24 protein-coding genes and 2 pseudogenes are annotated in these 23,690 nt (G+C 55.7%); 11 read left to right on the top strand and 15 right to left on the bottom strand.

The features are described from left to right. Positions 1–21 precede the first annotated feature (21 nt). Positions 22–795: a ParA family protein gene (locus tag IC37_RS00310; RefSeq protein WP_030131014.1), complete on the bottom strand. Its 774-nt coding sequence runs from the start codon at positions 793–795 to the stop codon at positions 22–24. 145 nt (positions 796–940) lie between these two features. On the opposite strand from IC37_RS00310, the gene IC37_RS00305 reads away from it, so the two are divergent. Together IC37_RS00305 and IC37_RS00300 are read left to right on the top strand one after the other, a co-directional pair. After that, the gene (locus IC37_RS00305) at positions 941–1,240 is read left to right on the top strand and encodes a hypothetical protein (protein ID WP_030131015.1); all 300 of its coding nucleotides are present in this window, start codon (positions 941–943) and stop codon (positions 1,238–1,240) included. Between the two features lie 101 nt (positions 1,241–1,341). Beyond that, on the top strand, positions 1,342–1,521 hold the full coding sequence (locus IC37_RS00300; RefSeq protein ID WP_030131016.1) for a hypothetical protein: 180 nt from the start codon (positions 1,342–1,344) through the stop codon (positions 1,519–1,521). An 85-nt stretch (positions 1,522–1,606) separates the two neighbouring features. On the opposite strand, the gene IC37_RS00295 is transcribed toward IC37_RS00300, so the two are convergent. After that, positions 1,607–2,035: an NUDIX hydrolase gene (locus IC37_RS00295; RefSeq protein WP_051414842.1), complete on the bottom strand. Its 429-nt coding sequence runs from the start codon at positions 2,033–2,035 to the stop codon at positions 1,607–1,609. Positions 2,036–2,504: 469 nt separating this feature from the next. Between IC37_RS00295 and IC37_RS00290 the strand changes: the two genes are divergently transcribed. Continuing rightward, on the top strand, positions 2,505–3,554 hold the full coding sequence (locus tag IC37_RS00290) for a DUF3592 domain-containing protein (protein ID WP_051414843.1): 1,050 nt from the start codon (positions 2,505–2,507) through the stop codon (positions 3,552–3,554). A gap of 379 nt (positions 3,555–3,933) precedes the next feature. Beyond that, the gene (locus IC37_RS00285) at positions 3,934–4,506 is read left to right on the top strand and encodes a hypothetical protein (protein WP_030131019.1); all 573 of its coding nucleotides are present in this window, start codon (positions 3,934–3,936) and stop codon (positions 4,504–4,506) included. Between the two features lie 274 nt (positions 4,507–4,780). Here the strand turns inward: IC37_RS00285 and IC37_RS00280 are convergent, their stop codons facing one another. From IC37_RS00280 to IC37_RS00265, 5 genes are all read right to left on the bottom strand, one after another. Beyond that, complete coding sequence (locus IC37_RS00280) at positions 4,781–6,217, bottom strand: IS1182 family transposase (protein WP_030131020.1); 1,437 nt, start codon at positions 6,215–6,217, stop codon at positions 4,781–4,783. 122 nt (positions 6,218–6,339) lie between these two features. After that, positions 6,340–6,753 carry a hypothetical protein gene (locus IC37_RS28700; RefSeq protein ID WP_143519132.1) on the bottom strand — a complete coding sequence of 138 codons (414 nt, stop codon included), beginning with the start codon at positions 6,751–6,753 and terminating at the stop codon, positions 6,340–6,342. A 300-nt stretch (positions 6,754–7,053) separates the two neighbouring features. Beyond that, on the bottom strand, positions 7,054–7,596 hold the full coding sequence (locus IC37_RS00275; RefSeq protein ID WP_030131021.1) for a hypothetical protein: 543 nt from the start codon (positions 7,594–7,596) through the stop codon (positions 7,054–7,056). 51 nt (positions 7,597–7,647) lie between these two features. Then, positions 7,648–8,658, bottom strand: a complete 1,011-nt coding sequence (locus tag IC37_RS00270) for an SDR family oxidoreductase (protein ID WP_030131022.1) — start codon at positions 8,656–8,658, stop codon at positions 7,648–7,650. A 10-nt stretch (positions 8,659–8,668) separates the two neighbouring features. Then, a complete protein-coding gene (locus tag IC37_RS00265) occupies positions 8,669–9,085 on the bottom strand; it encodes an ester cyclase (RefSeq protein ID WP_030131023.1) in 417 nt (138 codons plus the stop codon). Positions 9,086–9,205: 120 nt separating this feature from the next. On the opposite strand from IC37_RS00265, the gene IC37_RS00260 reads away from it, so the two are divergent. Beyond that, entirely contained in the window at positions 9,206–10,087 is an 882-nt protein-coding gene (locus tag IC37_RS00260; protein WP_030131024.1) for a LysR family transcriptional regulator, read from the top strand. 9 nt (positions 10,088–10,096) lie between these two features. On the opposite strand, the gene IC37_RS00255 is transcribed toward IC37_RS00260, so the two are convergent. After that, positions 10,097–10,981, bottom strand: a complete 885-nt coding sequence (locus tag IC37_RS00255; protein ID WP_030131025.1) for a LysR substrate-binding domain-containing protein — start codon at positions 10,979–10,981, stop codon at positions 10,097–10,099. A 158-nt stretch (positions 10,982–11,139) separates the two neighbouring features. Between IC37_RS00255 and IC37_RS00250 the strand changes: the two genes are divergently transcribed. Then, entirely contained in the window at positions 11,140–14,163 is a 3,024-nt protein-coding gene (locus tag IC37_RS00250) for an FAD-binding and (Fe-S)-binding domain-containing protein (protein ID WP_030131026.1), read from the top strand. Positions 14,164–14,347: 184 nt separating this feature from the next. Continuing rightward, complete coding sequence (locus tag IC37_RS00245; RefSeq protein WP_030131027.1) at positions 14,348–14,944, top strand: DUF4157 domain-containing protein; 597 nt, start codon at positions 14,348–14,350, stop codon at positions 14,942–14,944. 41 nt (positions 14,945–14,985) lie between these two features. Here the strand turns inward: IC37_RS00245 and IC37_RS00240 are convergent, their stop codons facing one another. Continuing rightward, positions 14,986–15,306, bottom strand: a complete 321-nt coding sequence (locus IC37_RS00240; RefSeq protein ID WP_030131028.1) for an isochorismate lyase — start codon at positions 15,304–15,306, stop codon at positions 14,986–14,988. A gap of 181 nt (positions 15,307–15,487) precedes the next feature. After that, positions 15,488–15,769: pseudogene (locus IC37_RS00235) on the bottom strand (phage infection protein); the annotation flags it as partial. Between the two features lie 305 nt (positions 15,770–16,074). On the opposite strand from IC37_RS00235, the pseudogene IC37_RS00225 reads away from it, so the two are divergent. Next, positions 16,075–16,335, top strand: a pseudogene (locus tag IC37_RS00225) (hypothetical protein); the annotation flags it as partial. Positions 16,336–16,597: 262 nt separating this feature from the next. Here the strand turns inward: IC37_RS00225 and IC37_RS00220 are convergent. Together IC37_RS00220 and IC37_RS00215 are read right to left on the bottom strand one after the other, a co-directional pair. Continuing rightward, positions 16,598–16,942 carry a hypothetical protein gene (locus IC37_RS00220; protein ID WP_218244331.1) on the bottom strand — a complete coding sequence of 115 codons (345 nt, stop codon included), beginning with the start codon at positions 16,940–16,942 and terminating at the stop codon, positions 16,598–16,600. A gap of 326 nt (positions 16,943–17,268) precedes the next feature. After that, positions 17,269–18,114 (bottom strand): LysR family transcriptional regulator, encoded by an 846-nt coding sequence (locus IC37_RS00215; protein ID WP_030131032.1) that lies wholly within the window; start codon positions 18,112–18,114, stop codon positions 17,269–17,271. A gap of 94 nt (positions 18,115–18,208) precedes the next feature. Here IC37_RS00215 and IC37_RS00210 point away from each other — a divergent pair, with 94 nt between their 5' ends. Then, on the top strand, positions 18,209–18,592 hold the full coding sequence (locus IC37_RS00210) for a hypothetical protein (RefSeq protein WP_030131033.1): 384 nt from the start codon (positions 18,209–18,211) through the stop codon (positions 18,590–18,592). Between the two features lie 226 nt (positions 18,593–18,818). On the opposite strand, the gene IC37_RS00205 is transcribed toward IC37_RS00210, so the two are convergent. The 3 genes from IC37_RS00205 to IC37_RS00195 form a co-directional block, all read right to left on the bottom strand. After that, complete coding sequence (locus IC37_RS00205; RefSeq protein ID WP_030131034.1) at positions 18,819–19,538, bottom strand: type 1 glutamine amidotransferase; 720 nt, start codon at positions 19,536–19,538, stop codon at positions 18,819–18,821. A gap of 120 nt (positions 19,539–19,658) precedes the next feature. Beyond that, complete coding sequence (locus IC37_RS00200; RefSeq protein WP_030131035.1) at positions 19,659–20,546, bottom strand: dihydrodipicolinate synthase family protein; 888 nt, start codon at positions 20,544–20,546, stop codon at positions 19,659–19,661. A 41-nt stretch (positions 20,547–20,587) separates the two neighbouring features. Next, complete coding sequence (locus tag IC37_RS00195; protein ID WP_030131036.1) at positions 20,588–21,370, bottom strand: aldolase; 783 nt, start codon at positions 21,368–21,370, stop codon at positions 20,588–20,590. Between the two features lie 135 nt (positions 21,371–21,505). On the opposite strand from IC37_RS00195, the gene IC37_RS00190 reads away from it, so the two are divergent. Both IC37_RS00190 and IC37_RS00185 read left to right on the top strand, forming a co-directional pair. Beyond that, positions 21,506–22,042: a helix-turn-helix domain-containing protein gene (locus IC37_RS00190; protein WP_030131037.1), complete on the top strand. Its 537-nt coding sequence runs from the start codon at positions 21,506–21,508 to the stop codon at positions 22,040–22,042. A 273-nt stretch (positions 22,043–22,315) separates the two neighbouring features. Then, on the top strand, positions 22,316–23,674 hold the full coding sequence (locus IC37_RS00185) for an MATE family efflux transporter (protein WP_030131038.1): 1,359 nt from the start codon (positions 22,316–22,318) through the stop codon (positions 23,672–23,674). Positions 23,675–23,690 lie beyond the last annotated feature (16 nt).

Raw genomic sequence — 23,690 nt, 5'->3', positions numbered from 1 at the left:
TCTTCCAGTGCCCGTGCCGATTCAGTTTGCCTCCTCCAGCACGCGCAAGAGATCAACAAACTGGCCTGTCAGCTTGTGATGTCGGTCGAGGTGAATCAACGGTTGGCACCGCTCATGAGATTCACGCATCTTGACCGAGCTGCCGAGATACGCCGGGAGAATCGGCAGCCCTTCTGCGACGAGTTCCTCGACCAGATTGCGGTGAAAGCCAGTAGTGCTGACGTAGTGATTGATGACAATCCCTTCAACGACCAGCGATTCATTATGGTCAGCCTGAAGTTCTGCCACCTGTGCCAGCACCTGGTACAACGCCTGACGAGCGAAGGTATCGCAATCAAATGGAATCAAAACCGCATCCGCTGCGATGAGTGCACTGAACGTATAGAAGTTCATCGCCGGAGGCGTATCGATGTAAACCCGGTCGTAATCCTGGGAAATGTCGTCCAACAGCCGACGCAGCTTGTTTATCTTGAACTTCGCTTCCAGCTTGGGCTGCAAATCAGCAAGCTCGCCGCTGGCAGTGATGAGGTGAAGATTGTCGTAGGGTGTCTCAACGATATGAGTGCGGCTTTTTTTGGCTGCCGGCCCAGAAGACAGCGTTTGCTTGAAAAAGTCCGCAATACCCACCGGGATGTCGTCCCCGGTCAGGCCGGTAAGGTAATACGTGGAGTTGGCCTGGGCATCCAGGTCGACAACGAGCGTCCGGTAGCCTTCCATTGCGCTGGCGGCAGCCAGGTTGCACACAATACTCGACTTGCCTACCCCACCTTTTTTATTGAAAACGACACGACGCATCAACACCATTCCTGCGGCAAAAGATTCCAGTCTATCGACTTCCTGCGTATCCACAGGGGCAACTTGATGAATTTTATATTGCAGTGCCCGTGCGCAATGGCTGCAACGAACAGTAGCTCTGCGAACCCACTCACAAGCGAGGACGATGATGTCTTTTGTCGACGATTTTGTGGCTCAGATCATTTCCCTGGAAGTCTCCCTCTATCACTCGCGCGCTCGGCTGCAAGCTAACAGTGACAGCGAAGCCCTGAAGTCGATACAAGGGTCGCTCGGCTCATGGCACGATCATCATCAATGGTGCCTGCGGGCCGAAGTGGAACCTGATTTGCTCGAAATCGCACCCTACTGGGAAGTCGCGTCAGAACAGGCGTTGGCTGATGCCGAGCTGAAATTGGCGTCACTGCTTGATCACCTAGAGAAAGACCTAACGAAGTCTAAAGACTGATATCGAATCACCTTGAAAGGCTTGATATAGAGCCTCTGATACATTTGAATTATCTAAAAAGTGCGCTACCCTCCGCCACCTCAACAGCAAAGGGTTTGCAGATGAAAATCACTATTGAAACAAATGAGCAAGGAAGCGGTTGCAAAGTTTGGCTTGGCGAAACGGCAGTTTCGTTCCCCAGCCTAGAGGACGCTAAAACCTACATTGCCCAACTCGAAGAGCGGATAGAGGCGGCCTCTCATACTTTTGCCCAGGATGCTGGAAACCCGGAGGTTAGGTAAGCATCTCGTCAGCGGTCGCCTATGAGGCCAGTCTGCTTACGCGACCTGATTGCTCGACGAGGCTGAGCATTAACCATCGCTCTTTCTAACAAGCATTAGATGTGGCTGAACTATTGCTCGACTCGGACGCACAGTGCTTGAGCAATGTACGGATCGAACCACGGACATTACGCTTGTCCAAGTCCTTTGTTGAAAACCAGCGGCAGTCATCGATCTCGTTACAAGGGCGAGGTTTGCGTTGCCCTGCCACCAGTGCTTCGAAGAGAAAGTGAATGACTCTGCTGTCTTCGTATTCGGAGACATAGGAGAGTTGGTCTAACGTCAACCCAGTCTCCTCTGCCATCTCACGCAGAGCGGCTTGTAGGGGCGTCTCACCTTGCTCGACGCGGCCACCAGGTAAATTCCATTTGGCGTTGCGTTTGCGGACAAAAAGAATTTCCTCGTCGCGGCGATAGATCACCGTGGCGCGCCTTTTCAGATCTTTTTGCTTTGCAGTGGCTTCCGTTGCACCCATGAGCGGCACCCTCTGTCTGCTGACTAAAAAGCAGATCAAGCACGAAGTAACTCTTCGAGAATGCTGCGCCACAAAGGTGTCGATTTGATGACCGTTCAACTAGTTTCTTGCTGGCTGCCGGATGAACTCTTGGATCGGCCAAGCCATTGAGGAGCTTCGTAAACGACGGTCGTGCGAACGGGCCTTCAGCTCAAGTCCGGATGACATTGAAGGGGAGCGAATCGAGACAAGTTCTTTTTTTCACCGTCCGCTTTGGGTCGTTTTCTGCCCATCGCGAGAGGCAGAAAACGACCCAAAGCTGCCGCTGGGAACCGGCAGAAACCGGCCAGGAGCGGAAGCGCGGGAAGTTGCATTGCATTTGAGTATCTACGGACTAACCTCAGTGCATCATTACACCGCGCGCAGGGGGACTTGCCGCCAAGGTGTCATATCCCAACTGACCTCCATTTCACGTTGGCCAAGGAGCCTTATGAAGACCTTCTTGCTCTTGCTAAGGACGGCCCTGTTCGTTGTTTTATTTTCCTTTGGCTTGCTCTGTCTTCTCGTGTCTCTTTCCTCGTACAAGGAGGTGGACGAGACGAAGACTTGGCAGAAGTGGAATGCCACTGTCGCCACTGTCTCCATTTCTGAGGAGATGCGCAGTAAGGGTATGACCTATTGCCCTCTGGTTAACGTGACCTTTGAGTTGAACGGAGAGCAATACACTTATCCGCTCGAAATATCGCAGCGGCCCTGCAAAACCAGCCTGGAGTCGGTCGAAAGATCAGTTGCAACATTCAGGGAAGGAAAAGTGATCGAAATTCTTGTCGACCCTGCAAAGCCGGGTAGAGTGAAGCCAGGTACTTACTCACTAGGAGGGGGTTTTTACCTCGGCGTTTTCTTGGGCACGCTAGCCTTTATCGGGGCCGTGGCTGTCCTGGTGTTTCCTGCTAAGAAATCTGTCAAGTTGACGCAAAGAGAAAGCATTTCACATTCAACTTTGAGCAAGAAAGAAGTTCAGGAAAAAGTTCGCGAGCTACTCGCCGCCGGCACTGCAAAGTCGGAAGTGTTTTCACAACTCTCCGGGCGGGGTGTAAAAGACAGTCATCTTGCCTACTTTATAGCCTCGTATGCAGATCCAATTCGTTGTGACGAGCACGATCGCAAGGTCAATATTCTCATCACGATAATGCTCGCCCAGGCTTTGATTGCATTCTTTCTGGGATTGGATATCGGCGCCAGGATGGAGCCAACGGCCAAATGGGTTATGGGTGTTTCAATGACCTTGATTCCCTTGTTTTTGGTATGGGGCTTCTACAACCATCGCGTCGGCGCCTACAACGCGTACATACTCCTTTCGCTTCTCCAATTCCCAAGATCACTTGAGGGGTTTACATCGAGTCCGGCAACAACCACTATCGCATTAGCTATAAGTATCGTTATCCTGGCTTTTGTTTGGTACGTCCGAGGAAAAATCTTTCCAGACTTCGTCTTCGTCAATCCCAGGAAAATCAAAGGCAAGTACTTCTTTACGGGCTGACCCATCATGCCGCCGGATCTGCCCGAACGGCTGTCCAGGCCTGTGAGTTTAATCGTTAGCGAAGACTGCTTCGGGTCGATTTCAACCGGTTCCAGCAGGCAGCTATTGGCCGATTTCTGCCTGTCACGGCAGCAACCGACCCGAAGCGGTCATTAGTAGAGTCGCTCTTGCAAGTTTGCTCGCTTATTTTCGATGCCAACTCTCGATACGCGCAATAGTGCAATCCATGAGCTCTACAATTTGGCGAGCGGCAGGTCTTCGTCCCGACATGCGCGATAGTATTTTGATCTAAGCGTTTCTAATTTACCGGAATTTTCTGGTCTACACTCGCATTAGCATATCTCGATCACAATACACAGGTATCAACTGAGGTTAGGTTATGTCCTATGACGGCTATGGACGCAGCAGGACAAGTATTTTTTTTCCAGTTTTCAGCATAGGGCAGGCAAAACTGGTGATTGTGTTGCTTCTCCTTTTACTGGTAATGGTCAGCGCCCTTGTGCCCGATACGGCTGAGGGGGGATGGTTGCTGGTCCAGCAGATGATTTTGGTTTGTTACAAGGATATTGGGAGCATTAGTGAAGGCTCAAGGTATCCATTGGTAATAATGGTTAGCTTTTCTATGGCGATTATTTTGTCATGGGTTGCTGCTATTGTGATGTCATTGACTCGTCTTCACATGCATGCTTTACAACCTATTGAGAGTAAAAGCTATCTTGTAAGGGTTTTGAGCGTCGGGTTCATGCTAATGCTTTTGTTGGTCCCGCTGTTTCAAGTTTTGCCAAGTAGTGATCTACGTTACTCATATCATGTGCTTAAGACGATGTCGGGAAATCGATTATTGATAACTGGTGGGAGCGTTGCGTATTTTCTGCTCTCTTTGACGTTTTGGGTGTGGATTTTATTTGAGTTTTCTAACTTGCTGGGCCGGAGGTCGCCAACACGTAATTGAACTCTGCCATGGCCAAGCGGCAAGTCGCTGACCGTTTGCAGCCGATCGCAACTGGCTGCTTTTGGCCGATTTCTGCCTGTCGCGAAGGCCCGCAACGACCCAGGCTGTGTGAAAACGCGCTAAATATGTCGAAAACTGAGAGGCGCGAGGATTGCCTGTGAAATCAGCGGGCGGAAGCGCGAATTACCTCAGTCAGGTACATAATCGTTCGTAATGCCATTTGGGCCGCGTCAGCGGCCCAAATGGCTACTCACGGGCGAGCAAGCAGCTGGATTCACGCCCGGATCGCCTCAAGAAGTCCTGCGATGCCGAAGATGCTCATCATTCGTTTGAGGTTGTAGGCGAGCACATGAAGGCTCATTTCGGTACTTACCCGCGGAAGTGTTTTGGTCAGGAAGTGGGTACTTCCCATCCAGTACTTGAGCGTTCCAAAAGGATGTTCAACGGTCTGTCGACGAACCCTCATCATCGCTGGATCATGTTCTAGCCGAACCTGCATCGCGTCGACTACAGCCTCATGTTCCCAGCGCTTCACACGGCGTTCCTTACCCGTCGTACATTGCTTTTGCATTGAGCAGGACTGGCAGCCCGAGAAGTAGTAACAATGCAATAACATGCCGTCTTCCATCGACGAATGCCGCCTGGTTAGTAACTGCCCCGCAGGGCATCGATACTCGTCCGACGCAATAAGATAAATGAAATCCTGCTTGCCGAATCTGCCTTCGGCTTTGCTGCCAGATGTGAGGGGTTTCGGTACGTAGGTAGTGATGCCGGCTTGCTCGCAAGCAAGGATTTCCAGACCTTTGTAATAGCCTCGGTCGGCAACCACCGTTAGCGATTCAGCCTCGATTTCTTCACGCGCTTGGTTCGCCATATTGCTCAGTTGCCCACGATCATTACCAACGTTGGTCACCTCATGGGCAATGATCAGATGGTGTTTGTCGTCGACAGCTGTTTGTACGTTGTAGCCAACCGTTCCGGTGCCTCGGCCGCTCGTGGCCATTGAGCGTGCATCTGGGTCTGTGAGGGAGATCTGCTGGTCTGGACTTTCGTGGAGCTGCACCTCGATTTCCTTGAGTTTCTGCATCTGCTTTTTCAGTGTTTCTATCTTTTCTTTAAGCCGCTCTGCTTTGGCCTCGGCCACTTCGGGCGTTGCCCGATCCGCCGAATCCATCGCCGCCAGATAGCGATCAATGCTCTGCTCAATCTGCTGCATGCGTGCCTTCACCTTGCCCTGAGTGAAGTTGCGGTCGCGATTATTGACGGCTTTGAATTTGCTGCCGTCGATGGCGATGATCGATCGGGAGAAGAGATTGAGGTTGCGACAAAGCACTACGAACTGGCGGCATACGCTGCGAATGGCTTTGCCGTTGTCTTTGCGAAAGTCGGCAATGGTTTTGAAGTCCGGAGCCAAACGCCCTGTTAGCCACATCAACTCGACGTTGCGTTCGGCCTCACGCTCAAGCCGACGGCTGGACTGAATCCGATTGAGGTAGCCGTAAATATAGATCTTCAGTAACACCGCCGGGTGGTACGCCGGACGACCAGTTGCTGCAGGATCGACGCCCTCAAAACCAAGTGCGCCCAGGTCGAGTTCATCGACGAAAACATCGACCACGCGCACTGGATTTTCTTCGGCTACGTAATCGTCCAGACACTCCGGCAGCAAGGTGACTTGCGTCCGAGCCTCACCCTCAATGAATCGCTTCATGATCGCCCCCGATACGATCTAGACGAAAAAAAGCTTAGATCATCCTCGGCGTATTCCGGCTTTTGGCCTTAAAGCAAAGCTCGCCTTCCACCTGGATTGAGGACATTACCGGAGGGGATTGGTCAGATATTGGCAAGCTGGGGAACAATGGATTTACCCATGCAATTGACTGCCGCAAAGTATTTACGGCCGCTTGAATGGGACAACCTTGCGTGGCATTCGCAACAATACTCGTCGTGGTATTGGCCATCAGGTATGAAAAATAGCTTGGCCTCGTTGAGGTCGGTTATTAAAAATCCTTCAGATTTCAAAATCTGTTCAAAACGATCACGTAGTGAAGAGAGGGCGGTGGGAAGGTGGGGATGACTGCGAAGCTCCTTCGGGTATGGGGTCGCACTCAGTAGATCCACCGTCGCGATCGATTCCGCGGTCGCTTTGAGTGCTTGCAACAGATGTGGGTGTACGTACGACAGACTGCTCGCAGCGTGGTGCGCAATACTTTGACAGACACTACTGAGGCGGCGACGGGAAGGCATTCATTCTTCCTGATTTGGTTTGCGAGCTGCGTCGAGCTGCTGGATTCCTAGAGACCATATGGTGCCTCAAAACCTGGACAAATGCCCCCATGGCCGAATCGTTCTAAAAATGTGTTTTCACACAGCCTGGACCCTGAGCGGACACTCGTCAACGTCAGCTCAGGATTGATTGCTGCTTGCTCCGCTGTAATTTAGTCGCCCGTACAGATCAACGCTGAACCATTACCTATGGAGCCTTGGCGTCGGCCCGGTTGATCATGCTGGTGCAGGTCCGGTGCAACGTCGTTCAACAGGCACCTCTTAAACACCGCCGTATTGATACACCGTCGCACTCCAATACTGGCTGCCATTACGTTTTTGGCGAGTCCATCCATCTGCCACCAGTTGTTTGGCGATCATTCGATTCATAAAGCCATGACCGAGCAGCAGAACCGGTCCTTCGCTGGCAAGGGACTGAAGTCGTTGAGCTGCCGTGCTGGCGCGCATCCTCGCCGTGCCGACGGATTCGACGCTGCGTGAGTAACCGCACAACCATAAGACTCGAAGGATAAATGCCCAGGTAAACGGCGATAGCCGTGGCAGTTTCCAGTGACCATAAGGCAGTTGCGCTTCACCGAAAAGCGCGTCGACGAGGGCGGGCTTCAGGCCAAGAGCCTGGACGGAAGTCAGCGCACGAGGCGCGTCGCTTGAGACAACCACCGTGGCGGATGCGGCGAGCTGCAGGCTGGCATCCGGGACGGGTTGGTTGGTAATTTCGGACTGGTTGTAGTGTTCGATCCAGTCTTTCATATCGAGCGCTGACATTTTTTCGGTTGCGACCAACTTTGGCTGGCCGTGGCGCATCAGGATTATTTTCCTGCTCACAGTTTGTTTACGTCCTTGTCCTGGTGTGTTTCAAAACCAATCGTGATCACGGTACCACGCCACGGTGTCGGTGATTGTCAGCTCTAGCGCCCGGAAACTCAGGCCAAGCTCTTGTTCACTTTTACTGTGGTTGAAATACGAGCGGTCCTTCTCTCGTACCAACAGGCGCAACGTGGCCATGCTCAGCAGAATGGGCTTGCCGGTAATACGCGCATAGATTTCCTGCACAGCCGCCAAAGTGTATAGAAAGGCCAGCGGTAATTGTCGAACGGGTGTCTTGACGCCCGCTATACGTCCCAGAACAGGCACCAGCTCACGCATTGTCATATGCCGGCCCGCCGCGAGATAGCGCTCGCCTCGCCGTCCATGCCTGGCGGCGGCAATCTGCGCCAATGCCACATCGCGGGCATCGACAACGGAGAAACTACCGGGGATCAGTCCGGGCAATTTACTGCGCACGACATCGTTGACCAACTGGCCCGAGGAGGTCGGGCCAATGTCGGCAGGGCCCCACATCCAGCCAGGCAGGACCATGCAGGCATGCATCTCGGGATGGACCTCCAGGAACGACAAGACGACACGGTCGGCGAGGATCTTGCTACGGTAGTAATCATCCGCATCGGCGTCGGCCCGCAGACATGTCTCATCGATGGACGTGCCAGGTGCGCCGTCGAGCACGGCAATGGAAGACGTATGGATGAACCGTCGTATACCGGCGCTGTAGGCCTGGTTTAGCAGGCGCCGCGTACCCGACACATTAATCTTTTCGAGTTCCTTCCAGTGGCTGCCGCCCTTGTAGTTGTCGCGAAAGAACGCCGCAGCGTGAAATACCGTATCGCAGCCTTGCAGTGACGCTGCGAATGCGTCGACATCGGCCATGTCCCCTACGACCAGTTCCACCCCCGGCAGGTTGTTGAATTGCTGTTCACCTTTGGCCCTTGATCGGACCAGCGCTTTGACCGTACAGCCATGAGCGACCAATTCACGCACCAGGTTATTGCCCAGCAAGCCTGTTGCTCCAGTAACGAATACACTATGCATCGCTCAACCCTCAGTTTGATCGGCTAAAAAATGACATCAACACCGCACTGTCGAAGAAGGCCTCTTCACGGATGGCCAGCCCGTCTTTGAAGGTGAAGTGTGCGGCGTAGTACACGGCAATGTGGCGGCCATGGGGTGGAATCACCCGGTCCGGCAGCACTAATGGTGCGGTGAAGGTGCCGGTCAGGAAGGCGGTCAGTGCTAAACGATCGTTATCGACGGCAAATGGGCTGAAGGTCAGCTGGGCATCGGGGAACGCTTCGAGTAATGCGATTTCTCGCTGGCGCATGGATTCGCGACCGGTTTGCATCCCCATCCCATCGAAGTAGATGAAGTCTTCGCAAACCAGCGCAAGCATCGCCTCCACATCACGGCGATTGAAGGCGCTGGCGGCGCGTTCCGCAAAGTCGTTGGGGCCAGTAGTCATACAGTCCGTTCCATTCCATTCGTTTCGAGGCCTGTAGATATACCTTTGAGGCCTCTGTCGAAAAACAGCGACTACTGCATAATGGCTTTGCACATATGCAGACCAGGGAGGCTATGAAGCATGGCGTTGCAAGCAAATTGGGATGATCTTCGTCTGCTGTTGGCCGTCTCGCGGCGTGGCAGCTTTCTTCAGGCTGGCCAATTGCTGGGGGTCGCGGCGTCTACCGTTTCCCGCCGATTGACCCAACTTGAGGGCGCCTTGGGCGAGCCACTCGTCGAGCGGGGAGTTGAAGGATGCTGGTTGACCCCGCGAGGCCAATCCCTCGTGGACGTTGCCCTGGCTGCTGAAGCGGGTTTGAGGCGTCAAACCGTTACGGGCATGTCCGAGTTACACACAGAGCTATCTGGCAGTGTCGTGGTCAGTGCAGGAGAGGGATTCTCGTCCTGCGTGCTGGAGGCCGCGAGTCGCTTCACATCCGCGCACTCACGATGCTCGGTGGAATTGCTGATAACAGCCGACTTTCACAAGATTGTCCGCGGCGCCGCAGACATTGCAGTACGCACAGTTCATCTGGGCGAGCCGTCGCTGATTTATCGCCCCATAGGCAGGCTCGCTTACGGTGTCTTCGCCGATGCAGGTTATCTGAAGCGGTTTCCAGGGGTGACGCCGGCCACTGCGGTCAATATTGGCTTGCTTCCTCCGCTGGATATGTTGCCGCAAATGTGTGTGGCAAAGGCCGCGGGTCTGGATCGCACGCAGATCAGCGTGAACTCATTCGCGGTTCAGCTCGAATCGGTGAAGCGAGGTATGGGCGTGGCAGTGCTGCCCCGTATTCTGGCGAAGGACCTGATCGGGTTGTTCCCGGATCTCCAACTTCCAGATATGGAGGTCTATCTGGTGACCCGACCGCAGGCATTGAAACAGGCTCACATCAAATGTTTTTTTGTCATCCTGGAGCAGGTGCTGCTTGAAACCCTTTGCGTAGATGTCGGCACTGGTTGAAAGCTGCGTTCATATCTGTTCCAGCAACCAGGTACGGAACGCCATGAGTGACGGCAGCATTTCATTGCGCGGCGGATAGGTCAGGTAGTAACTGCGCTGGCTGGCGAAAGGCAGGTCCAGGCTGATCAGCTCTGAGTTGGCTAACTCGTCGGCCACCAGAATACGAGGCACCAGACCGATTCCGATGCCGGCTCTGACGGCCTGGATCAAGTGTGAGGTGAGTTCGAAACTCGGCCCCAGGCGCATCATTCGATGGGGCAAGCCGTGGTGGCTGAACCACTCCCCCCAAACGTTGGGATTGTTCGTGACATTGAGCAGTATCTGTCCACCAATGCGCTCTGGTGTCCAGTCGTCATGGGCCTGGGCCGCTTGCGGCGAAATGATCACCATCATTTCTTCTGCGTGCAGGCGATGGCTGATCAGGCCCGGTAAATCGGCATTGCCGACGATGATCGCGGCATCGATGCCGCTGGTTTCAAAGTCGATGGCGTCGATCCGGGAGTTGATGTGCACCAGCATGCCGGGATGGGTTTTGTAGAAGTCATGAAGGCGCGGCAATAACCACTTCGAGCCGAAGGTCGGCAATGTGGCCAGGCGCAACGTGCCGCTGCCTGATTGATAAGCCATGGCCTGCAACGTGGCGCTGCGGATGCGTCCGAGCGCCTCGCTCATTTCCCGCTGATAAAGACGACCGACATCGGTCAACTGCACCTGCCGGCCTTCACGGCGAAACAGCGTGAGGCCCAGTTGCTGCTCCAGCGCCTGGACTTGCCGGCTGACTGCGCTTTGCGTCAGCGAGAGTTCCATCGCGGCACGGGTATAACTTTCATGTCGGGCGGCGGCTTCAAAGGCCAGCAGCAACGACATGGAGGGGGTGAGGTGGCGGTAATTCATTCGTAAAAGTCATCGATAGCGGCAGGATTATCCGTTTGTCCGGGGCTACAACCTGCAGGATCATTGGCGCAGCCGACGACCTGAGGCTGACCTATTAATGCTCAGGCGACAAGTGTTTTGATTTTTCCGTGATTAGACCCACAAGAGACCATCCTGCGATGATCGCCCAGTTGACGACCGTTGAACCCGCGGCACAGTACCCGCAATTTCTGCAAGCCCTGCGTGCCAGCGGCTTCCGCGGTCAGCTCAGTGCCGACTATGCCACTCGGACCGTACTGGCGACCGACAACTCGATTTACCAGCGTTTGCCGCAAGCGGCGGTGTTCCCCCTGGACGCGGACGACATCGTGCACATCGCTACCTTGATGGCCGAACCACGCTTTCGCCAGATCAAGCTCACCCCGCGGGGCGGTGGCACCGGGACCAATGGCCAGTCATTGACCGATGGCATCGTGGTCGACCTGTCGCGGCACATGAACACGGTCCTCGAAATCAACGTCGCCGAGCGTTGGGTGCGGGTGCAGGCGGGCGTGGTCAAAGACCAGTTGAATGCCGCGCTCAAGCCTCATGGGCTGTTCTTCGCCCCGGAGCTGTCGACTTCCAACCGTGCCACCGTGGGCGGCATGATTAACACGGACGCCAGCGGCCAGGGCAGTTGCACCTATGGCAAGACCCGCGATCATGTGCTGGAACTGCACAGCGTACTGCTCGGTGGTGAGCGTCTGCACAGCCAGCCTCTGTCCGATGCGGAGCTGGAAGTGGCGTGCGCGCAGCCCGGCCGCATCGGCGAGGTGCATCGGGTGGCGCGGCATATTCAGGAAACCCAGGCCGACCTGATCGAGTCGGTGTTCCCCAAACTCAACCGCTGCCTGACCGGTTACGACTTGGCGCACCTGCGCGATGAGCACGGACGTTTCAACCTCAATAGCGTGCTGTGCGGTGCGGAAGGATCGTTGGGCTACATCGTCGAAGCCAAACTCAACGTGCTGCCGATTCCCAAGTATTCGGTATTGGTGAGCGTACGCTACGGCAGCTTCATGGATGCGCTGCGCGACGCCAACGCGTTGTTGGCGCACAAGCCGCTGTCCATCGAAACCGTGGACTCCAAGGTGTTGCTGCTGGCGATGAAAGACATTGTCTGGCACAGCGTCGCCGAGTATTTCCCGACCGACGCCGAGCGCGCGACGCTGGGTATCAATCTGGTGGAGTTCAGCGGGGAAGACCTGACGCAAGTGAACGCTCGCGTGGCGTCGTTCGTGGAGCATCTGCAGGCCGACACAACGATCGAGCGGCTGGGCCACACGCTGGCCGAAGGTGCCGAAGCAGTGACCCGCGTATACGCCATGCGCAAACGCTCGGTCGGGTTACTGGGCAACGTCGAAGGCGAGATTCGCCCGCAGCCTTTCGTTGAAGACACCGCCGTGCCGCCGGAGAAATTGGCCGACTACATTGCTGAGTTCCGTGCCTTGCTCGACAGCCATGGCCTGGCCTATGGCATGTTCGGTCACGTCGATGCCGGTGTGTTGCATGTGCGCCCGGCGCTGGACATGAAAGACCCGGCCCAGGCCGCTCTGATCAAGCCGATCTCCGATGCCGTGGCCGAGCTGACCCTGCGTTATGGTGGTCTGCTGTGGGGCGAGCACGGCAAGGGTTTGCGTTCGGAATATGTCCCTGAGTTTTTTGGCGAGCTGTACCCGGCGCTGCAATCGCTCAAGGGCGCGTTCGACCCACACAATCAGCTCAATCCCGGCAAGATCTGCACGCCGCCGGATGCCGCCCAAGGCTTGCTCAAGGTCAACGAAGTGACGCTGCGCGGTGATCTGGATCGGCAAATCGATGAGCGCGTCTGGCAAAGTTTCGGCACCGCCGTGCACTGCAACGGTAACGGCGCTTGCTACAACTACGACCCCAACGATGCGATGTGCCCGTCGTGGAAAGCCACCCGTGAACGCCAGCATTCGCCGAAGGGCAGGGCGTCATTGATTCGCGAGTGGTTGCGTCTGCAAGGCGCGGCCAATATTGATGTTCTGGAAGCGGCGCGGGGCAAATTGTCGTGGTTGAGCGGGTTACCGACGCGGTTGCGCAATAACCTGGCGCGCTCGCGCGGCGAGGCGGATTTCTCCCACGAGGTCTACGATGCGATGGCGGGCTGTCTGGCCTGTAAATCCTGTGCGGGACAATGCCCGGTCAAGGTCAACGTCCCGGAATTCCGCTCGCGTTTTCTAGAGTTGTATCACGGTCGCTATCAACGCCCGATTCGCGACTACCTGATCGGCTCGCTGGAGTTCACCATTCCTTACATGGCCTACGCGCCGGGCCTGTACAACGCAGTGATGGGCTCGAAATGGATGAGTCGCTTGCTTGAGCGACACGTCGGCATGCTCGACAGTCCGCTGATCAACCGCTACGACTTGCAGGCCACGTTGACCCGCTGCAAGGTCGTTGTCGCCAGCGTGCCGGCCCTGCGCGAACTGACGCCTGCTCAACGTGAGCGTAGCGTGGTGTTGGTGCAGGACGCCTTTACCCGTTACTTCGAAACCCCGTTGCTGGCGAGCTTTATCCAGTTGGCGCATCGGTTGGGCTATCGGGTGTTTTTGGCACCCTATAGCGCCAACGGCAAGCCTTTGCACGTACAGGGCTTCCTCGGCGCATTCGCCAAGGCGGCGATCCGCAACGCTCATCAGCTCAAGGCACTGGCTGACTGCGAAGTACCGCTGGTGGGTCTGGATCCGGCGATGACGCTGGTCTACCGCCAGGAGTATCAAAAAGTACCGGGGCTCAATGATTGCCCGAAAGTCTTGCTACCTCAGGAGTGGCTCTTCGATGTGTTGCCCGAAAACCCGCAGCCCGCTACCCAGACATTCCGTTTGTTGGCGCACTGCACCGAGAAGACCAATGTGCCAGCCAGTACGTCGCAATGGGAAGCAGTGTTCGCAAGGCTTGGGCTTAAGCTGGTGACTGAGGCGACCGGCTGTTGTGGCATGTCCGGTACCTACGGCCACGAGGCACGAAACCAGGACACCTCGCGGACCATTTTCGAGCAGTCATGGGCCGGCAAGCTCGACAAGTCGGGTGAAGCACTGGCGACGGGTTACTCCTGCCGCAGTCAGGTAAAGCGCCAGGCCAACAGGCAACTGCGCCACCCATTGGAAGTGGTGTTGGAGCATGCGCGCGCAGAGTAGGGGAGCTTGAATACAAAAGCTGCCGCGCACGCATGTCTACTAAAGTGGGGATTCGCAGGAAAGGTGGTCTGTCGGTCTCTGCGATTATCTTGAGGGCGTTTAGTTCAGGGCTACGCTAAAGCTATGCGAGTCGTCGATCAATGGTGATCCACTGTTCGCGCTGCGTCCGCCCCTGGAGCGCCCAATGCCGCCCATCACCACGCGCCTGATGGCGCTGTTTGCTCTTTGCCTGACTCTTGAAGTGCCAGCCCAGACCAACGCCTGCCCAGCTGGCGAGAAACAAGTGTGCCTGGACGGCTGCATCTGCCTGCCAGATCCGAGACAGGTGCTCGGCCCCTTGCCAGATGGCATCTATCAGATCGCGGCACCTGCCCTGGCGCTGTGGCTGACCCAAGCCCGCGCTGAAGCAGCCAACGCCGGCCTCCAACCCATTCCACCGCACATCCGGGAGCAACTGCTGCGCTGGTACGACCCCAGCGTCCTCGATACCGCGCGCTACAAAGTTAGCGACAACGGCGAATTCAGCGCCGCCACTGCCATGCTGCAAAACCCCGATGTCGGTGCCGTGACGCTGATCGACATCATCCTCTTCCGTGACGCTCAAACCGCGGAACAGAACATCGCGCTCTGGGCTCACGAACTAAAGCATGTGCAGCAGTTTCAGGAATGGGGGGTAGAAGAGTTTGCCCAGCGATATACCCAAGATTTCAATGCTGTGGAAGCGCCGGCTTATGCCATACAGGCTGAGGTCAGACGGTGGGTGCGGGAAGAGACTCACTGAAGTGTCGCGAGGCTGCCTGACATGCAGCCCGGACACCAGAATCAGGTTTCGGCTTGATGGGCCGCCCAGTGTTTCATCTCTTCGGCAATGAAGTGGTTCACCAGATCGCTGTACATCTTCTCGATGGCATCCGGGCTCAGGCCCTCGGCCTCGGCCCACTCGCGACGTGTCGCCAGCATCGCCTTGAAACGCTCCGGAGCACGCACCGAAGTCGCCGAGGTCTTGAACTTCGAGGCCGCCAGCACGTAGTGAAAACGCTTGCCCAACAGCTTGATAACGCCCTGATCAAGGGCATCGATTTCGCGTCGGATGTCCTCCATGCCTGCGCACTCTGCGGGTTGCAACTGATTGATGACTTCCATGTAAGTGACTCCGTTTGCTGCAGTTGATGAGACGCCAACACGCCGAAACCCCACCCTCGGCTACCTTAGGCGAGCATCGACAATAATCCATTTGACGATGCAATTGGGCAAAAAAAACGCAAAAAAAACCGGCTGATGAGGCCGGTTCTTTTTCGGGTGTCGCGGCAAAGCCACTCATTCATGCAGTACGATTTTGAATCAGACGATCCGAGCCACCTTCAGCGACGCGGTTTTCGATCAAACGATCGGAACCGCCTTCAGCGACGCGATTTTCGATCAAACGATCCGAGCCACCTTCAGCGACGCGATTTTCGATCAGACGATCCGAGCCACCTTCAGCGACGCGGTTTTCGATCAGACGATCCGAGCCGCCTTCAGCGACAACCGGGTGAGCAGAGGAAGCGGCGAAAGCGTTAACTGCAAAAACCGAGAAAGCGATACTGAGGAGGATTTGGCGTTTCATGATGGTGTGCTCCGGGGTGTTATTGATTGGGTATGGAGCGGATGTTACGCCGAGGATTTTTTATGAGAACTTCATTGCGCTGATGGTGACTATCGATGCGAGCGATGGATGCAAGGAGCGGGTGAGCGTCGCGTCTACGCTGGGGCAAACGCCTGACCGAGCGCAATCCTCCAAACGCCAAATACACCTGTGGGAGCGAGCTTCCTCGCGATGCCGTAGGGTCAGCCAACATCAATTGTTGGATGTGCTGGCCTCATTGCGAGCCTATTGGATGTGTGGCGTTTACCGGACGACATCATGAGTATGCGCAGATCGAATTGACCGTCCTGAACTGGGGTTTCGCGCTGACTCAAGGCTTCAGCAGTGTGGTGTATTCGACGATTACCGTGAGCGGTGTCATGAGACGCGGCGAGGAACTGATCTGGCAGCGCAACGAGCCGATCACCGTATTCAACGGCGCCAACACCTATGGCTACACGCCGTTGCACTATCGCACTGAACCGGAGTTGCTGCGTACTGCGTTGACGGTCGTTTCGCAAATCGTAGATGGCTATCTGGAGACTTGAAACGAGTGATCAACGGTCTGATCGCATCCATGTTCATGCGTTGTATCGCCTGGCAGATAATCGACAGATGCGGCAAGCTTTGACTGTCCGCTTCTGGCCGTTTTCTGCCTGTGGCGACCGGCTGAAATCGACCAAGAACGGACACTCATGTTCCCGAAATATTTCCTCGACAGCTGCCGCCTTCAATATGTATTGAAGGCCTCCTGCAGTGGCAATGACGACCTGTATCTACTAAAAAGCCAGGCCGTCGATTCGGCGAAAGTTATTTTTGGCTTACAGTTGGCTCTCGATACCCTTCAGGTACAATATCTTTTGCTAGATTCTCCACGCTAGTCACTTCAAATGAATGGGCGCCAGTTTGAATAATGGCAAATCGATAATCCGAGGTGCCAGAAGAAATATAAGGGGTTGCTACGACATTTCCGTCAGGTGTAAAAACAGTAGCAGAGATCTCTGTCAACAGACAAACGCCTCGACTACTTGCCTCCCAAGAAGAAAAGGGATCGATCGTAAGTTCATCATTACTGCAAAACAAACTCATATACTCAACTTCTGCACTTACCTTGTATGGAGTAGAGTTATAAATAACAACACATGAATACGACATAATAATCTCCCTATTAATTGATAGCCGGATTCCAAAGAAGTGTTACCAAACCATGCGTATGGCTACATGAATCTAGCAGAAAAGGCACAACATGCAAATCCAATAAATTAAAAATCTTATTGTGAATTTTGTCGCTATTAGCCTCATCGTTATTACTTCAATTCGCAATAAGAAATACGCATCGAAGCTATCTAGCTCGTTTCTTCATGTGTTTTAAAAAACATTTCGAACCATTGGCCTATCGATCGGAAATAGGCAGGTCATGAACGTCCGTATATGGCCGATTGCTGCCTCTAAGTACAAGCTATCTTCTACAGTTATCGCATTCACTGTTGCAATGCCGCTACTGATTCAAGGTGGGCAATCATTCGGCTCACGGCCAGCTTGGTGCCCGCATCCCCTTGGCGCCGCTCAACGATGGAATAGGCGATTTCCGGCAGTTGCGGCAGCGATGTTCTCGACATCGCCGGTAGGCCAAATCCTGCTTCAGTGCGGCAGGTAATGCCCAATCCTGCCTCGACCGCAGCGCGTAGACCATCAAGGCTCGGGGTGGTGAGCGCCATGCGCCATGGGCGTCCGGCGGCGTCCAGCACTCGCTGCGCGGCCAAAAGAAACGGGCAGGGCAGAGTGATCCCAACCAGCGGAACCACGTCACCGAGTAGTAGATCCGGGTAGCCGAACCACTTCATGGGGAGGCGCGTAACGATGTTTGCGCCGAACGGCTCACCAGCGCACAGTGCGGCGTCGATCCGGTCCTCGCCTATCGCCTGCAACAGCTCTGCCGTGCTCGCAATGACAATTGAAAAAGCAGCTCCAGGAGTGGCGGCGAGGACGTCGGCGAGAGTCGGGCGCAATACCCCTGCCACGAAATCCTGAACGACACCGATTCGAACCGGCACTACCGTGTCCGGCGCGAGCTCTGCTCGCGCGGCGTCTATTCGGCCCAGAATCGAGCGCGCATGCGCCAGCAAAAGCCCCCCAGTATGGTTAAGCCGCAGTGCCCGGCCATCCCTGTCGAAGAGCGGCTGGCGAATGATGTTTTCAAGACGGGCGATTTGAAGGCTTAGCGCCGACTCGCTGCGCGCGACGCGCCTAGCCGCCGCTGCCAGCGAGCCACAATCGACCACCGCGACGAACGTGCGAAGCAGAGGGGAAGGAATATCCGCAATCATGAGGAAAACTCAAACCTGATACATAGAATGTCCCAAGTATACTTTTGTTTTTCTCAAATAAACTTCGGTCTTCAACACCGCGAGGAGAACGAAAATGCCTTTTGCCAGACTTACGCTGTCACTCGATCTTTCCCCCGACGAGGGCAGTCGCCTATGCAATGAATTGACTGACCTGATCGCCGACGAGCTTGGAAAACGCCAGGAACTCACGTCAGTGCTGATAGATGTGCCGGGGGGGCATCACTGGACTATTGGCGGTAGTGGTCAGCGGACAGCGGCACATCTTGAAGTCTGCGTGACCGCAGGGACGAACTCTGAAGAAGAGAAAGGGGCTTTCATGGCAAGCGCCATGTCGTTGCTTCGTCGAACGTTGCCGGATCTCGAACTGGCGACTTATATCGTTGTGAATGAGAACCCGGCAACCGATTGGGGCTATGACGGAAGAACTCAGGCCGACCGTGCAAGGTGCAAGGCTTAAGCAGGTTTTCGACTGCACGAATGCATTTCTTAACCAGAAGCAGCCTGAGTTAAAAACCATAGACTCGAGATACAGCGGGCTGTACCAAGGGGCATGCCAGCCATGTGTGTGACTGCTTCTGGCCGATTTCTGCCGGTCACAAAGGGCAGCTATCGACCCAAAGCTGCCCGCCGTAGCTGGCACATAAACGCCACTGCCTCCTAAACAGCGGCGTTGTCTTGAGTCGCTACTCGGCCTGGTAATCGGCAACGAGCTTGTCCAAAAATACGAATAGCTTCTGGTTCATCTCATCGTAGTCGTTAGCCCGCAGCGCGGCTGGCTGCTGAACAAAACGCCGGTCAGTGAGCGTTATCAGTTCCGCCTCCGATGCCTGGATCAGCAGTTCCACGAGGTCTTTGGTGAGTTCCATATGGCATTGAAAGCCGTATACCAGCTGGCTATATTCAACGATTTGACGCGGGCAACCCTCGCTGCTGGCAATGATCTTGGCGTCCTGAGTGAGCCCTGGCATGTCATTGTGCCAATGGCCGACTTCCAGGGTTTCCCCGAAGTGCGAAAACTTCGGATTAGCCAAACCCTCTTGGGTTAAATAAATCGGGAATTTGCCAATTTCCTTTTCGGGGCTGTGGTTGAAAGTGGCACCCAGCGCTTCCCCGATCAATTGCGACCCCAGGCAAACACCAACCACAGCCCGCCGGGCCGAGATGGCTTTGCTAATGAGTTCGCGCTCGGCCAAGGCATTGAAATGCGGACATTGCTCCAGCGTAGTCGCCGGATCTTGCGGGCCACCTAACACCACCAGAAGGTCGAACGATTGTGCGGTATCTGGCAGGACATCATGTTGGTAGACGCGGGAACAGGTGGCTTGGTAACCGCGAGCTTTTACCCAGTCCTCAAATGCACCGGGTGCTTCGAAGGATTCGTGCATCACGAAATGGACTTTCAACGTTTTACCCTCGGCTTCCAGATCTTTAGGTCTATGGTGATCGCGCTTCCGCGATCACGAAAATAACAACGCTCGCTGCCTGTAGGCAGCGAACGCCTCATACGCCGCTTCGACCAGCGACTACGATGCCAACTCGTCCAGCAGTCCTTTCAGGAAGATGCAACCTTGAGTATCGAGCGGTTGAAGTGGAAGGCGGGGGCCGCCGACGTCAAGCCCCTGCATTTTCAAACCTGCCTTGATAGTGGTCGGCAGGCCACGACGAGTGATGTATTCCAGCATTTCGTACTGGCGATAAAACAACGTCCGCGCTTCTTCCATCTGGCCGCTCTGAACAGCCTCCCACAGCGCCAGGTTCAGCTTGGGAATGAGGTTGGGGGCGGCGGTACACCAACCCGTCGCACCGGCAACCAACGCCTCCAGGGCCAAAGGGTTGCAGCCGTTGTAGAAGGCCACCTTGCCATCTGTTGCCTTGAACAAGCGGTGCATGCGTTGAATGTCGCCAGTGCTTTCCTTGACCATGGTGACATTCTTGACTTCGCTCAGAATGCGCAGGATCAGATCGACCGACAGGTCAGTGCCGCTGGTGCCTGGGTTGTTGTAGAGCATGATCGGGATGTTGATGGCTGCACCTACAGCCTTGAAATGATCCACGATTTCCGTATCAGTCAGCTTCCAGTAAGAGGCCGGAAGCACCATTACAGCCGCGGCACCACAAGCTTCAGCCAGTTGAGCACGCTGTACGGTACGCGCAGTGGTCAGGTCTGAAACGCTGACCACAGTCGGAACTCGGTCAGCGATTTTCTCTTGGCTGAAGCGGACAACCGACTCCCATTCGCTATCGGAGAGATAGGCCCCTTCCCCGGTACTACCCAGAGGTGCAATGGCATGCACGCCGGAAGCGATCAGCTTATCGATAGATTGCCCCAAGGCAGCCAGATCCAGTGAGCCGTCGACCGCGAATGGAGTGATGGTATAGCCGATAATGCCGCGAATTACAGAAGTAGACATACAGGCACCTTTGCCGTTTCTATGAATGAGTGTGGGTACCATCAGGCCAGACAGTCGCCATGGGCACGCAGTGCGCGCCGCGCGTAATAGCTGAATGCGGCACCGTGACGTTTCGGGGTGGAGATCCAGTCGTGGGCTTCTTTGCCCAGGGCCTCGGGAATGGGGCGAATTTCTCCCGCGCTCATCGCCAGCAGTTGCATCCTGGCCGCACGTTCGAATAACAGCGCCAGAACGCAAGCTTCTTCAATCGAGCCGCCCGCAATCAGCAAGCCATGGTGGGAAAGCAAGATCGCGCGCTTGTCACCGATGGCCTTGGAAATGATCTCGCCTTCTTCATTGCCCACCGGAATGCCTGGCCAATCCTTGAGAAAGGCGCAGTCGTCGAAAAGCGGGCAGATGTCCATATGGGAAACTGCGAGCGGCACTTCCAGCATCGACAGCGTGGCGCTGTGCAGTGGGTGCGTATGGATGATGCAATTCACATCCGGGCGAGCCCGGTAGAGCCAGCTGTGAAAGCGATTGGCGGGGTTTGCCATGCCTTGGCCCTTAAGCACCTTGAGGTCTTCATCGACCACCAACAGGTTCGACCCGGAAATCTCATCAAAGCCCAGGCCCAGGCGCTGCGTATAATAGCTGCCTGGCGTTTCGGCGCGGGCGGTGATCTGCCCGGCTAGCCCTGAGTCATGGCCGCCGTCAAAAAGAATTCGGCAGGTGAGTGCAAGCTTCTGTCTCGGGGTATATTCGTTATCGATCAGTGTCGTCACCATTTGCTTCTCAGCGAGGGTGACGAGCTGATCCTTGGGGATCTGCATGGTCGTGGTCACGGTCAGTACCTGGTCGAAAACAGTTCAAATTGCCAAGGAGTCGCTGCAACGACTCTCAAGGACACAGAGTGATCGTAATGACACCGTGTGTCATAATCAAGCCAAGTGTCATTATTTTTCAAGGAACGGCGTTGGATGGCGGTGCAGCTGAGAATTTTGCGTAAGAAGATGGGGATAACCCTGGAGCAGCTGGCCGGGCAAACCGGATTGACCAAGAGCTATCTGTCGAAGGTGGAGCGGGGTGTGAGTTCGCCCTCCATTGCGGTGGCACTCAAACTGGCCAAGGCATTGAATGCCCAGGCTGAAGAGTTATTCAGCACCGAGGCGGTGCCCGCCGAAGGCTACAGCCTGGTTCGACGCCAGCAGCGCGAGGCCAATGATGGTGGTGTACCAGCGGCTCACGTACCGCTGGCGCGCCATATCGGTCATCGGGCGTTGTTGCCATTTCTGGTCTATCCGCCACGCTCGTTTGGCCAGTCCGCCTTCAAGGAACACCTGGGAGAAGAGTTCATCTACGTGGTTCGTGGCCGTGTCGAAGTCGATTTCGGTAACGAACGGCAGACCCTGGATGAAGGCGACGCCCTGCATTTCAATGCGCAGAAATCTCACCGTTTGCGCACAGTTTCTGACGAGCAAGCAGAGTTGCTCGTAGTCGTACATAGCTCGGATTAGGCGCCAGGGTTCGATCAGATCTGGGGGGCATACGGCGGCGTTAGCTAAAAACGTTTAACGTCGAAATTAGTTCGGATACCCGTTTCTTCACCAGCCTTTTCTGGGGGCCTGGTTGACATGCAAAAATGGCCTGAACATGGAAGCGACAGGCAGCTTTTGGCTGTGGATTCAACCGGTCGATGCAACACAAATCCGCAAAACAGAAGCGCCTCGTTCCCAGTTCCGTAGCGTAGAATTTCCCAAATGCCAGCCCCCACCCGAGACGGACCCTCAATGCAAACCCCCACCAAATCCCACCCCCTCTGGCAAACCTACCTCCTATTCCTCGCCCCCATGGTCCTCTCCAATTTCCTCCAATCCATGTCGGGCACGATCAACAGCATCTACATCGGCCAAATGCTCGGCACCCAAGCTCTCGCGGCGGTATCGGGCATGTTCCCTATCGTGTTCTTCTTCATCGCCCTGGTCATCGGCCTCGGCGCGGGCGCTGGCGTGTTGATCGGCCAGGCCTGGGGCGCTCGTGAGCCGCATTTGGTGAAGGCCATCGCCGGTTCGACGTTGCTGTTGGGGGCGATGATCGGGTTGGTGGCGGCGGTGTTGGGCAGTGTGTTTGCGCGGCCGGCGTTGCAGGGGTTGGGCATGCCAGTGGATGTGCTGGACGATGCGGTGGCGTATGCGCAGGTGATGATGTGGATCTTGCCGTCGCTATTGGTGTTTGTGTTGTTCACGCAGTTGCTGCGTGGGGTGAGCGATACGCTGTCGCCGTTGTTGGCACTGGTGGTGTCGACGTGTGTCGGGCTGGCACTGACACCGGCGTTGATTCTCGGGTGGTTGGGGCTGCCGCCGATGGGAATTCAGAGTGCCGCGTGGGCGGGGTTGGTGGGTAACTTGTCGGCGATGGGGTGGCTGGCGTGGCGGTTGATTCGCAAGGGGCACCCGTTGGCGCCGGATCGGGAGATGTTGGCGGCGATGCGGCTGGACATGGAGATCCTCGGCAAGGTGCTGCGCATCGGGCTGCCCACGGGGCTGCAAATGGTGGTGCTGTCGTTGTCGGAGTTGGTGATTCTGGCGTTGGTGAACCAGCACGGCTCTCAGGCGACGGCGGCGTACGGGGCGGTGACGCAGATCGTCAATTACGTGCAGTTCCCGGCGCTGTCGATTGCGATCACGGCGTCGATTCTCGGTGCGCAGGCCATCGGCGCCGGGCGCATCGAGCGCATGGGGCCGATTCTGCGCACCGGGTTGTTGATCAACGTGTGCCTGACCGGTGGTTTGGTGGTGTTGGGGTATCTGTTGTCGCACTGGTTGCTGGGGTTGTTTCTCACGGATGATTCCACGCGGGTGATGGCCGAACACCTGTTGCACATCATGCTCTGGAGCCTGTTGGTATTTGGCTTTCAGGCGATCATCGGCGGCATCATGCGCGCCAGCGGCACGGTGTTGGTACCGGTGGCGGTTTCGATCATTTGCGTGGTCGGTGTGCAGTTGCCGGTGGCGTATCTGCTGGATGCGCGTTTTGGGCTGCAAGGTGTCTGGATGGCGTTTCCGGTGGCGTATCTGGGCATGCTGATGCTGCAGACGCTGTATTACAAAATGGTCTGGCAGCATCAGAAGATCGAACGGTTGGTGTAGGGCCCTCGTTTGAGTA

The organism is Pseudomonas sp. QTF5 (assembly GCF_000512695.2).
Lineage (GTDB): Bacteria > Pseudomonadota > Gammaproteobacteria > Pseudomonadales > Pseudomonadaceae > Aquipseudomonas.
Note: the sequence above shows the minus strand (reverse complement) of the source record. Positions and strands in the feature narration are given on the sequence as shown.

Coding starts and splice junctions, on each gene's coding strand:
- IC37_RS00265 (WP_030131023.1), bottom strand. CDS start 9,085: ATGACTACTGGCCCCAACGACTTTGCGGAACGCGCCGCCAGCGCCTTC.
- IC37_RS00240 (WP_030131028.1), bottom strand. CDS start 15,306: ATGGAAGTCATCAATCAGTTGCAACCCGCAGAGTGCGCAGGCATGGAG.
- IC37_RS00310 (WP_030131014.1), bottom strand. CDS start 795: ATGCGTCGTGTCGTTTTCAATAAAAAAGGTGGGGTAGGCAAGTCGAGT.
- IC37_RS00215 (WP_030131032.1), bottom strand. CDS start 18,114: ATGATTGCGGATATTCCTTCCCCTCTGCTTCGCACGTTCGTCGCGGTG.
- IC37_RS00275 (WP_030131021.1), bottom strand. CDS start 7,596: ATGCGCCACGGCCAGCCAAAGTTGGTCGCAACCGAAAAAATGTCAGCG.
- IC37_RS00200 (WP_030131035.1), bottom strand. CDS start 20,546: ATGTCTACTTCTGTAATTCGCGGCATTATCGGCTATACCATCACTCCA.
- IC37_RS00190 (WP_030131037.1), top strand. CDS start 21,506: ATGGCGGTGCAGCTGAGAATTTTGCGTAAGAAGATGGGGATAACCCTG.
- IC37_RS28700 (WP_143519132.1), bottom strand. CDS start 6,753: ATGCCTTCCCGTCGCCGCCTCAGTAGTGTCTGTCAAAGTATTGCGCAC.
- IC37_RS00270 (WP_030131022.1), bottom strand. CDS start 8,658: ATGCATAGTGTATTCGTTACTGGAGCAACAGGCTTGCTGGGCAATAAC.
- IC37_RS00210 (WP_030131033.1), top strand. CDS start 18,209: ATGCCTTTTGCCAGACTTACGCTGTCACTCGATCTTTCCCCCGACGAG.
- IC37_RS00300 (WP_030131016.1), top strand. CDS start 1,342: ATGAAAATCACTATTGAAACAAATGAGCAAGGAAGCGGTTGCAAAGTT.
- IC37_RS00245 (WP_030131027.1), top strand. CDS start 14,348: ATGCCGCCCATCACCACGCGCCTGATGGCGCTGTTTGCTCTTTGCCTG.
- IC37_RS00285 (WP_030131019.1), top strand. CDS start 3,934: ATGTCCTATGACGGCTATGGACGCAGCAGGACAAGTATTTTTTTTCCA.
- IC37_RS00260 (WP_030131024.1), top strand. CDS start 9,206: ATGGCGTTGCAAGCAAATTGGGATGATCTTCGTCTGCTGTTGGCCGTC.
- IC37_RS00220 (WP_218244331.1), bottom strand. CDS start 16,942: ATGTCGTATTCATGTGTTGTTATTTATAACTCTACTCCATACAAGGTA.
- IC37_RS00255 (WP_030131025.1), bottom strand. CDS start 10,981: ATGAATTACCGCCACCTCACCCCCTCCATGTCGTTGCTGCTGGCCTTT.
- IC37_RS00305 (WP_030131015.1), top strand. CDS start 941: ATGATGTCTTTTGTCGACGATTTTGTGGCTCAGATCATTTCCCTGGAA.
- IC37_RS00280 (WP_030131020.1), bottom strand. CDS start 6,217: ATGAAGCGATTCATTGAGGGTGAGGCTCGGACGCAAGTCACCTTGCTG.
- IC37_RS00250 (WP_030131026.1), top strand. CDS start 11,140: ATGATCGCCCAGTTGACGACCGTTGAACCCGCGGCACAGTACCCGCAA.
- IC37_RS00290 (WP_051414843.1), top strand. CDS start 2,505: ATGAAGACCTTCTTGCTCTTGCTAAGGACGGCCCTGTTCGTTGTTTTA.
- IC37_RS00185 (WP_030131038.1), top strand. CDS start 22,316: ATGCAAACCCCCACCAAATCCCACCCCCTCTGGCAAACCTACCTCCTA.
- IC37_RS00295 (WP_051414842.1), bottom strand. CDS start 2,035: ATGGGTGCAACGGAAGCCACTGCAAAGCAAAAAGATCTGAAAAGGCGC.